This window comes from Promicromonospora sp. NPDC060271, from assembly GCF_042726755.1.
Lineage (GTDB): Bacteria > Actinomycetota > Actinomycetes > Actinomycetales > Cellulomonadaceae > Promicromonospora.
This window is the reverse complement of sequence record NZ_JBHXBG010000188.1, coordinates 1-10266: the sequence shown is the minus strand read 5'-3', so window position 1 is coordinate 10266 and position 10266 is coordinate 1. Positions and strand designations below refer to the sequence as shown.

6 protein-coding genes and 1 pseudogene are annotated in these 10266 nt (G+C 72.3%); 3 read left to right on the top strand and 4 right to left on the bottom strand.

The window, feature by feature from the left end; genetic code table 11:
- Positions 1 to 921: NAD-dependent epimerase/dehydratase family protein (locus ACFWE2_RS21945; protein WP_377226330.1), on the top strand; the 921-nt coding region annotated here is incomplete at its 5' end.
- A gap of 126 nt (positions 922 to 1047) precedes the next feature.
- Here ACFWE2_RS21945 and ACFWE2_RS21940 read toward each other — a convergent pair.
- The 3 genes from ACFWE2_RS21940 to ACFWE2_RS21930 all read right to left on the bottom strand — a co-directional run bounded on the left by ACFWE2_RS21940 (position 1048) and on the right by ACFWE2_RS21930 (position 7376).
- Entirely contained in the window at positions 1048 to 5043 is a 3996-nt protein-coding gene (locus tag ACFWE2_RS21940; protein ID WP_377226329.1) for a S8 family serine peptidase, read from the bottom strand.
- Positions 5044 to 5241: 198 nt separating this feature from the next.
- Complete coding sequence (locus ACFWE2_RS21935; protein ID WP_377226328.1) at positions 5242 to 6540, bottom strand: MFS transporter; 1299 nt, start codon at positions 6538 to 6540, stop codon at positions 5242 to 5244.
- A 248-nt stretch (positions 6541 to 6788) separates the two neighbouring features.
- Positions 6789 to 7376 carry a helix-turn-helix domain-containing protein gene (locus ACFWE2_RS21930; RefSeq protein ID WP_377226327.1) on the bottom strand — a complete coding sequence of 196 codons (588 nt, stop codon included), beginning with the start codon at positions 7374 to 7376 and terminating at the stop codon, positions 6789 to 6791.
- A 93-nt stretch (positions 7377 to 7469) separates the two neighbouring features.
- Here ACFWE2_RS21930 and ACFWE2_RS21925 point away from each other — a divergent pair, with 93 nt between their 5' ends.
- Entirely contained in the window at positions 7470 to 8453 is a 984-nt protein-coding gene (locus ACFWE2_RS21925; RefSeq protein ID WP_377226326.1) for an NAD(P)/FAD-dependent oxidoreductase, read from the top strand.
- The gene (locus ACFWE2_RS21920) at positions 8450 to 10051 is read left to right on the top strand and encodes an MFS transporter (RefSeq protein ID WP_377226325.1); all 1602 of its coding nucleotides are present in this window, start codon (positions 8450 to 8452) and stop codon (positions 10049 to 10051) included. Before ACFWE2_RS21925 ends, ACFWE2_RS21920 begins: the two co-directional genes overlap by 4 nt.
- Here ACFWE2_RS21920 and ACFWE2_RS21915 read toward each other — a convergent pair.
- Positions 9946 to 10266, bottom strand: a pseudogene (locus ACFWE2_RS21915) (hypothetical protein); the annotation flags it as partial. The gene ACFWE2_RS21920 and the pseudogene ACFWE2_RS21915 sit on opposite strands and share 106 nt — an antisense overlap.

Genomic DNA, 10266 nt, shown 5'->3' with positions numbered 1-10266 from the left:
GGCCGCCCAAATGCGGCCGAAAACGGGCAGAATGACTCCGGACTGCTACCCGAGGAGGACGCCATCACCCGGTTTCAGCGTGTACTGGTCACCGGAGCCGCAGGCCGCATCGGCCGCGCGGTCCTCGACGTGCTCGCCAGGGAGTCGGTGCCGGCCACCGCGCTGGTCCTGGACGATCCGGGCGGTCTGCCCGCCGACCGCGTCGTCGTGGGCGACGCCCGGTCGCCGGAGGTGGCGGCGCGGGCGATGGAGGGGGCCGACGGCGTCATCCATCTCGCGGCCATCCCGACGCCGCTCGACGACCCGCCGGAGGTCGTCTTCGGGACCAACACGCTGTCGACGTTCACCGTGCTCGACGCGGCGGGGCGCGCCGGCGTCCGCCGCGCGGTGATCGCGAGCAGCCAGGCCGCCTCAGGCCTCCCGTTCGCGGGGCGGGAGCTGCACCCGGTCTACGTGCCCGTCGACCAGGACACGCCCGACCAGGCCGCCGACGCGTACGCCCTCTCGAAGCGGGCGGACGAGCTCACCGCCGACATGATGGCGCGGCGCTACGGGATGCCCGTGGTCGCGCTGCGGTACCCGTTCATCGGGGGCACCGACGAGCGGCTCCCCGAGTACGCGGACGCCGTGGCGAAGGACCCGGCGGTCGGCGCGGGGAGCCTGTGGGCCTACCTGGAGACGCGCGACGCCGCTGAGGCGGCCTGGCTCGCACTCGGCTGCGCCGCCGACGGCGCCGTCGTCATCCATGTCGCGGCCCCGGAGACGCTGGTGCCGGAGCCCACCGCCGACCTGCTGCGCCGGTACCACCCGGACACTCCGGTGCGCCGGCCGATCGAGGGGCGTGCGGTGCCCTACGACCTCACGGCCGCCGAGCAGGTGCTCGGGTTCCGGGCCAGGCACCACACGGTCGGGACCCGGTAGCCACCCGGCCCTCGCTGGTCGGGCCTGCCGAGACCCCCGAACACTCTTGGGCATGGTTCCGGAGCTGGAACCATGCCCAAGAGTGTTCTCGGAGCGGACTAGGTGTTACGGATCAAGTGTTTCCGACTAGCCGCAGTGCTCGTTCAGCTCGAAGTTGTGCACCACCGTCTGTCCCTTGATGATGCGCGCGTTCTTCGACTCCGGCGGGTACCCCGTCGCCGAGCTGAGCAGCGTCAGCCGGTTGTTCGAGATCCCCATCCAGCGGGCGTAGCCGCCGTCCGGACCGGTGACGAGCGTGACGTCGTGCTCGGACCCGTCGATGACCACGAACGCTCCCTCGAGCGGGACCGTCTCGTCGTCACAGGTCACTCCCGTGACCGTGCCGGCGATCTTGCCCCAGGTCGCGGGCGGGGTCACCGTCAGCGAGACCCGCGTGCGCGGCTCGGCGTACGGCGTGCTGCCGTTGGCCACGACGGCCGACGTGTAGGTACCCGGCTGGTCGACACGGCTGCTGTCCATGTCCACCTGCACCGTCGCTGACGCGCCCGGGTTCAGCCTGAACGACGGCGGCTGCACGTCGAGCCACGGCACCTCGACCGTGGTCTCGCCGGTCACGTTCAGCACCGTGTGCATGCGGGGGAAGCCGACCTCCTCGGTGGTGGCGGGCTCGGCGTTGCCGCACGCCTCGCTCGCGATGTACGACGGCGCGGTCTCCGGCTCGGCGTTCGAGCCGATGAAGAACACGCCACCCGCGTGCCCGACGACCTCGACCACGAGCGTGCTGCCCGCCGGTGCGACACCGGCGACCGGCACGTCCACCATCGTGAGCTGCTGGGGCTCGAGGGTGACGTCGGACGTGCCCAGCAGGGTCATGTTGTCGTAGACGAGGTCCCCGTCGAGCTCGTACAGGTTGACCGTCACCTCGGCGGTCGACTCGACGGTCTCCACACCGAAGGACACGTTCGTCACGGAGAACTCGCCCTCGATCTCGAAGTCCTCCAGGGTGAACGTCCGCAACCACTGCGTCTGCTCACCGATGCAGGCCGCCGAGTTGTCCGGCGCGATGTCCTGCGACGAGGAGTGCGTGATGGTCGTCCCCTCCGCGAGGAGCGACGGCGGCGCGGCCGGCGTCACCGCCGGGCCGTCCTTCGTCCCGTTGCGAGCCAGCCGGTCGCCGTCCTTCGGGCTCTTCCCGGCCGTGCCGGCCTTGCCCGACGGCGCGGCCGTGCCCACCTCGGTCGTCTCGCCGACGGCGCCCTTGATGACACCGGTTCCACCCGTCGACCCGAGGATCTCGAAGTCGGACGACGCGGGCGCCACCTCGACGTCCGCCGGCGCGGTGCCCTCGTTCGTCACGGTGAACGTGCCCGACCTGGTGCCGCCCATGCGGACCTCGCGGGAGATCGTCTCCGGCGAGACCGTCAGGAGCGGGGCCGCGAGCTTCACGCCCTTCCGGACGACGGCGTCGGCGACGACCGTCACCGGTACCTTCTTCGACCGGTAGTCCTTGGCCGCGAAACGGATCTCCCGCTCACCGACCTTCGGCGAGAAGAGCGAGTAGTACCCGGCGCCCACCTTGGGGCTCTCCGGGTCCAGCGTCTTCGTGCTCTGCTTCCCTGCCGTCACCGTCGCGCGGTTGACACCGTCGCCGGTGTTGAGGTCCCGGACGATCCCGGCGACGAGGCCGCCGGCGACCGGCAGGCACGCGCCGACCGAGACGTTGTCGACCTGCCAGAACCCGGCCCACTCGGCGTCACCGTAGTGGAACCGGACCCGCACGTCGGACTCACCGGCGGCGCCGGACAGGGCGACGACCGTGCGCCCGAAGGCCTCGGACGTCTGGTGCAGTACCGTCTCCCAGGTCTCGCCGCCGTCGGTGCTGAAGCTGACGTCGGCGAACTCGCCGAACGAGAAGAGGGCCTGGTCGAAGGTCAGGAGCGGCGCGTCGAGGTCGCTCAGGTCGTACGCCGGTGACGTGAGCGTCGTGTCCTGCACCCCGCCCTCGCCGTAGCCCTCGCTGTTCACCTCGGCGAACAGGCCCTCACCGCCGGTCTGGTTGCCGTACTCGAAGCGGTCGTCGAACGTCCAGACCTGCTCGCTGCCCGCCAGGTCCTCGACGGTCCAGCCCTCCGGCACGTCGCCGGACTCGAACTCCTCGACCCCGGCGCCCGCGCCGGTCATGGCGTAACCGGCGGCGGTGCACTCGCCGAGCACGAGCGGCGCGACGTCGGCCGACGTCGGCTTCGTACCCACCTCGACGGCCTGCGTGAACGTGGCGTACCCGGTCACGGCCGGCTCGACCACCAGCGTGTGCGTGGCCTTCTGCGGCAGCTTGATCGAGTACTTCCCGGTGAACGGGTCGGTCCACGCCACGACGCTGCTCGGTGCGCCCCGCACGGTGACCTTGGCGTCGAGCGGCCAGCCGTGCCCGGAACCGTCGGTGACGGTACCGCTCACCGTGGTGGTCGGCGCGGCCTTCAGGGCGAGGTCCACCGTGGTCGTCTCGTCCTCGACGATGTCCGCCTGCGCCGTCGCGTCCAGGAACCCGAAGGCGGAGGCCGTGACGGAGTACGAGCCCTCCTCCAGCCCCAGGCGGTAGGCACCCTCGGCGTCGGTGGTGTCGGAACGCTCGCCCGCGGTGACCCGCACCCCGGCGACGGGCTTGCCGTCCGGCCCCGTGACCGTGCCCGCGAGGAAGCCGTAACCGTCGATCGGCGCGTTGCTGACCAGCGCCTGCACGTCGAGCTTGCCCTCGCCCCACACGTTGTTGTCGGCGGGCATGCCGCCACAGGAGTCGTCGGCGACGTCGGTGGAGGTCCCGTCCAGGAGCTCCTTGGTGGCCTCGATGTCGCCGACCAGGACCGGCGCGGCGCTCCACAGGAGTGCCACAGCGCCCGCGAGGTGCGGTGACGCCATGGACGTCCCGCTGAACTCCTCGTAGTCGCCGCCGGGTACGGAGGACCGCACGTCCACGCCGGGCGCGGACAGGTTCGGCTTCGTCTCGCCGTCCGCCCCCGGCCCGCGTGAGGAGAAGCCGGCGATGTCACCGTTCTCGCCGAACGCGCCCGCCGCGTAGGTCGCGACGTTGGCCCCGGGGGACGACGTCGACTGGCAGCCCACCTCGCCCGCGTTGCCCGCCGCCCACGCGCCGAAGATGCCGGCGGCCTCCCAGGCCGCGATCTCGTCGGACATGAAGTCGTCGATGGCGCCGGGCTCCGTCAGACCCCAGGAGTTGTTCACGATGTGCGGGCGCTGGGCCGGGTCGGGGTCCGACCCGTCGGCCCGCGTCGGCGCGAGGATCCACTGCCCGGAGGCGAGCAGGTCCGCGTCCGAGCAGGACGCGCAGCCGTTGGCCGCGATCCAGTCGGCATCCGGTGCGACGCCGATCTGGTTGCCCTCGCCGTCGTCACCGACCATGGTGCCCATCACGTGGGTGCCGTGGGCGTCGACGTCGCAGGGCGCGCCGTCGCAGGCGTCGCTGGCGTCGAACCAGTTGTAGTCGTTGCTGAGCTCCCCCTCGCCCAGGTAGCCGCGGTAGTGCTGCAGCAGGGCGGGGTGCTCGACGTCGACGCCGGAGTCGATGTTGGCCACGGTGATCCCGTCGCCGGTGAACCCCATGTCCCACACGTCGGGTGCGCCGATGGCGTCCAGGCCCCACTCCGTGGCGAGCGGCGCGTTCTCGGTCGACGCCTTGCGCTCGACCGGCTCGACGGGCTGTGCGGCGAACCGCTCGTGGACCTGCTTGACCTCGCGGCTGGCGGCGACCTGCTTCGCCAGCTTCTCGGTGCCGTTCTCGACGAGGATCGCGTTGCTGATCCAGTAGGACTCGTAGTCGGCGCCCGCCGCCTTCAGATCGGCGACGACGTCCGCCTGCGACACCTTCGCCGTGCTGGTCAGGGCGTCGTAGACGAACTGGCCGCGCTCGCCCCAGTCGGCGATGTCCTTGGCCGGTGCCAGGTCAGGGGTGTCGGCGAACCGGATCCAGAAGTCGGCGGTCTCCCGCGTGTCCAGCCGCTTCTGCACGGCGGGCGTGATCTTGTCCGCCGCGCGCTCCGGGACGTCGGTCGTGAGGGCAGGCGTGATCTCGGTCGGTGTCGGTGTGCTCGCGAGCGCGGGTGTCACGCTCACCCCTGTTGCAAAGAGAACGCCGACCGCTGCGAGAGCGATCGGCGTTCGACGGTGTGGCATGCGACTGTGCATCTCTTGCCTCCGGGGTGCAAGCGTCCCGCGGGGGGACGCGACCACTGGCTCACGAACGTGTGCCGGGGTCCACTTTGGGAGGCGGTGGGCTAAAAGAGCAACGAAAGTCGGCGGGCCGGCTCAGGCCGGCTCCGATTCCACCGGCTCCTGTCGCACGCCGTCGACCTCCGGCGTAACGCGCCGGCCGACGGCGACCGCCATCGCGATGATCCCGAGGCATCCCGCCACGACCACACCGATGAAGCCGCCCGCCCAACCGCGTTCGAGCAGGAGTCCCGCGACCACGGGGCCTGCGATCGTGCCGGCCTGGAAAGCCCCCGAGCTGATGGCGTTGTACCGGCCGCGCAGGTGGGCGGGCGCCATGTCGTTCGTCAGCGAGGGCAGCACGGACTGCATGAGGGTCTCCCCCAGCCCGAAGAAGCCGTGGAACACCAGGACGATGACGACGGCCGCGGTGCCGCCCGGCACGAGCCCGGCGACGCCGAGCAGCAGCCACGCCGTCGCCCACACGACGGCCATGACCGCGAGCACCCGGGTGCGGCGCCGTCCGCTGACCCGGTTCATCACCCAGAACTGGAGCGCGACGATCACCACGGTGTTCACCACGAACGCGAAGCCGATGGCGCGGGTCGAGACCTCTGCCACCAGGCGCGCGAAGGCGGGGAACCCGCCCTCCATCTGGCCGTATCCGACGAACGCCGCGAGCAGCCCCAGCCCGGAGAGCCAGAGCACCTCGGGCCGGCGCAGGATGCTGAGGTAGCCCTCCGCCGCGCTGCTGCCGCCGTCGCCGTCGTCGGCCGGCCGGTCGACCCGGCCGTGCAGGTGCCGCAGCGGGCCCATGAGCACGACGATGGGGACGACGAACGTCGCGGCGTTGACCAGGAGCGCCCCCACGAAGGTCTCGGGCCGCTCGACGTCGACCACGAGACCGCCCACGACACCGCCCACACCGACGCCGAGGTTGAGCAGCGCGAAGTTCACGCCGTAGTACCGCTGGCGCAGGTCGCCGTCGACGATGGTGGCGACCAGCGCGTTGACCGACGGCCACCCGACACCGAGCTGCACCCCGAAGAGCGCGAGCCCGAGCGCGGCGACCGCCGGGACCGTCGCGAAGGCGAGCACCGCGTATCCGGCGACGGCGAAGAACAGGCCCGTGAGCATGACCCGCCGGGCGCCGTACCGGTCGACGAGCGCCCCGGCCGGACCGGTGACGAGCAGGCCGACCACTGCGATCAGGCCCATGAGCGTGCCGGACAGGCCGAGCGAGAAGCCGCGCACCTCGTGCAGGTAGATGATCGTGAACGGCAGCGTCAGGCCGCGGCCGAAGAACTGCACGATCACCGTGGACAGGAGCCAGCGGCCGTCGTTGGGCAGCTCCGACCAGAACTCGAGGGCGCCGGAGCGTGGAGAGGATGTCACCGGCTGATTCTCGCCCGTGCCGCGGCGGGCCGACTAGCGGATATCGGACGCTGTGCTGCGCGTGACACGAGCCGACCCGCACGCGGCCGGCCCCGCACCGAGCCATTGTGCCCAGAAATCGCTGCTCTTCTGGGCACAATCACTACGTCGCGCAACGGGCCGAGCGATTGTGCCCGGATATCGGCGGGGGTTCGGGCACAATCACGCAGCACGCGGAGCTCGGCGCCCGGGCTCTCCGGCCAGGGCCGTCAGGACCGAACCGTCGGCGTTTCCGCGGCGGCGCGCTGGTGGCCCCGCCGCGCGTCGCGGTCGAAGATGCCGATGATCTCGCACGGTCCGCCCTCCGCGCCGATGGCGTGCGGGAGCATCGTCGGGAACTCGGCGGCCTGGTTGGTCTCGATGCGGATGCGCCGGTTGCCGAGAAGCAAGGTCGCCGTGCCGGAGATGACGACGAGCCACTCGCGGCCGGGGTGGGCGCGCATGCGGGCGGGGTTGTCGGGCGCCGGGCTGGTCATGCGCTGCCGGACGACGCTCATCCCGGGCTCGGCCTTGATCGACCAGCGCATCCCGCCGTGCGAACCGTCGACCGTCGGGTTGATGACGACGTCCTCCGTCGCCGTCTCCACGAGCTGGTCCAGCGACGTGTCGAGCGCCCGCGCCAGCGTGACGAGCTGGTCCAGCGCCAGGCGCCGCTGACCGTTCTCGATGCGGCTGAGCGTCGACTGGCTGACCCGGGCGCGGGTGGCCAGCTCCTCCAGGGACCAGCCCTGCGCGACCCGCAGGGCGCGGATGCGCTTGCGCACCAGGCTGTCCAGCTCACCAGTTTCTTGCGTCATGGGCAAGATTCTATGCCTTCTTGGCAATAGAGAGCTAGCGTCGTTCGCGTCCGGCCCGCCACCAAGGGCCGCGCCACGAAAGGGAAACCAGACATGCCTGCAACCAGCTCAACGCCCACCGCGGGGCTACCGGACGAGACCGTCGACGCCGTGGTGATCGGCGGCGGCGCGGCCGGGCTGAACGGCGCGCTGATGCTCGCCCGGTCCCGCCGCTCCGTGGTCGTGATCGACAGCGGCACCCCGCGCAACGCACCCGCCGAGGGGGTGCACGGGCTGCTCGGCCTGGACGGCACTCCCCCGGCGGAGCTGCTGGAACGCGGCCGGGCCGAGGTCCGCGGCTACGGCGGCACGGTGCTGTCCGGCGAGGTGATCAAGGCGGCCGCGGCCGAACCGGCCGCCGACGGCGACCCCCGCTTCACCGTCACCCTGGCCGACGGCGCCACCCTGCACGCCCGTCGCCTCCTGGTCGCCACCGGCCTGCGCGACGTGCTGCCCGACGTCCCCGGCCTGGCCGAGCACTGGGGCCACGGCGTGGTGCACTGCCCGTACTGCCACGGCTGGGAGGTCCGCGACGAGCCGATCGGCGTGCTGGCGACAGGGCCGATGTCCGTCCACCAGGCGCTGCTGTTCCGCCAGCTCACCGACGACCTCGTCTACTTCACGCACGGCACCACCCTCGACGATGACGCGCGGGCCCGCTTCGCGGCCCGCGGCATCCGCGTCGTCGACGCCCTCGTCGCCGAGGTGGCAGCTGCGGACGGCGGCGGCATCGCGGGCGTCCGGCTCGACGACGGGCAGCTCGTGGCCCGCCGCGTGCTCGCCGTCGCGACCACCATGCTGCCGCGCACCGAGGGCCTCGAAGACCTTGGGCTGCCGCTGCAGGACCTGCCGAACGGGATGGGCCGCCACGTCGTGACCGGTACGGCCGGGACCACCGAGGTGCCCGGCGTGTGGGTGGCCGGCAACACCGCCGACGCGTCCGCGCAGGTCGGGGCGTCCGCCGCGGCCGGGGCGATGGCCGGCGCCCACATCAACGCCGACCTGGTGAACGCCGACACGACGGCGGCCCTCGCATGAGCGGGTCCGACACGAGCACGTCCGGTACGGACATCCCCGGCGCCCGTGAGCGGCGCACCATCCTGATCGCCGTCTGCATCGCGCTGATGGCCGTCATCGCGTCCGTGTCCGGGCTCAACGTCGCGCAGCCCGACCTCGCGACCACCTTCGACGTCTCGCAGGGCACGGTCCTGTGGATCATCAACATCTACACGCTCGGCCTGGCCGCCCTCCTGCTGCCGCTCGGCGCGGTCGGCGACCGGTTCGGCCGCAGGCCCATGCTCGTCGCCGGCCTGGCCGTGTTCGGTGCGGCGAACGTGGTGGCCGCCCTCGCGCCGTCGGCGGAGGTCATGCTGGCCGCTCGGCTGGCCGGCGGGGTGGGCGCCGCGATGATCATGCCGATCACCCTCGCCGTCATCACCTCGACCTTTCCCCCGGCGGAGCGGAGCCAGGCCATCGGCGTGTGGACCGGTGTCGCGGGCGGTGGCGGCATCATCGGCATGTTCCTCTCGGCGGCCCTCGTCGACCTCGTGACGTGGCGGTGGCTGTTCGCCCTGCCGGTCGCGCTCGTCGTCGTCGCGCTCGTCATGACGCTGCGGTCCGTACCCAACTCGCGCGAGACGTCCAGGCACCCCTTTGACACCGTCGGCGCGCTGACGTCGGTCGTCGCCGTGGTGGGCCTGATCTTCGTCCTGCAGGAAGGCCCCGAGCGCGGCTGGACCGCCCCGCTTACCCTGGCCGCTCTCGTCGTGGGAATCGCCGCCGCCGTCGGCTTCGTGGCCTGGGAGCTGCGCCGCCGGGACGCCGCCCTGCTGGACGTGCGGCTGTTCGGCGAGCGTTCGCTGGCCGGCGGGTCGATCACGCTGCTGGTGGTGTTCGGGGTACAGGCGGGCATCTTCGTGGTGCTGTTCCCGTTCCTCCAGGCCGTCCTCGGCTGGTCGGGGCTGGTGTCGACGCTCGCGCTGATGCCCATGGCCGTCCTGATGATGATCGCCTCGGGTCTCGCCCCGAAGCTCGCCCAGCGCGTCGGCCCCAGGGCCACCATGGCGGCGGGCATCCTCCTGGCGGGCGCCGGGCTCGCGCTCATGGCGTCGGTCGTCTCGGTCGACGGCGGCTACCCGTCGATCCTGCCCGGCATGCTCACCATGGGCCTCGGCATGGGCCTGTCGATGACCCCCTCGACGGAGGCCATCACCAGCGCACTACCCCGCGAGAGCCAGGGGGTCGCGTCCGCGCTCAACGACGTCACCCGCGAGCTCGGCACCGCACTCGGCATCGCGCTGCTCGGCGCGCTCCTGTCGGCGGGCTACCGCAGCGCCGTCGACACGCGGCTCGACGGCGTTCCCGACGGCGCCGCCGACGCCGCACGGCAGGGCGTCGCCAACGCGCTCGACGCCGCGGCGGACGCCGGGCCGCAGGCGCAGGACCTGGTCCGGGCCGCCCAGGAGTCGTTCGTCGAGGGCTGGCAGGACGCGATGTGGGCGGGCGTCGCCGTCATGGCCGTCCTGTTCGTCTACGTGCTGGTCCGCGGGCCGCGGTCGCCGTCCGACCCACCCACCGGCTCGTCCGCCGGCATGTCCGCGGAGCAGCCGGAGCCGGCCCGGGCGGGGGCCGAATAGCCCCGGGCAGAGGCGTCCACGGTGAGTTCGGAGCCGGTGAGCACCGAGAAGTCCGGGGTGCGCGGGCGCAGTTCGACCAGCAGCCGGCGCAGGGAGCCCTCGTCGCCGCTGGAGTCCTTCAGGCCGGCGAGCGTGCCGTCGGCGGCCAGGCCGAGGACCACGTCGCGGGGCAGCTTGGTGTGCACGGCGACCGGGATGTCGTAGGCGAACAGCGG

Excerpts from the sequence above, each read along its gene's own strand:
- ACFWE2_RS21930 (WP_377226327.1), bottom strand. The coding sequence starts at position 7,376 with ATGACGCAAGAAACTGGTGAGCTGGACAGCCTGGTGCGCAAGCGCATC.
- ACFWE2_RS21925 (WP_377226326.1), top strand. The coding sequence starts at position 7,470 with ATGCCTGCAACCAGCTCAACGCCCACCGCGGGGCTACCGGACGAGACC.
- ACFWE2_RS21920 (WP_377226325.1), top strand. The coding sequence starts at position 8,450 with ATGAGCGGGTCCGACACGAGCACGTCCGGTACGGACATCCCCGGCGCC.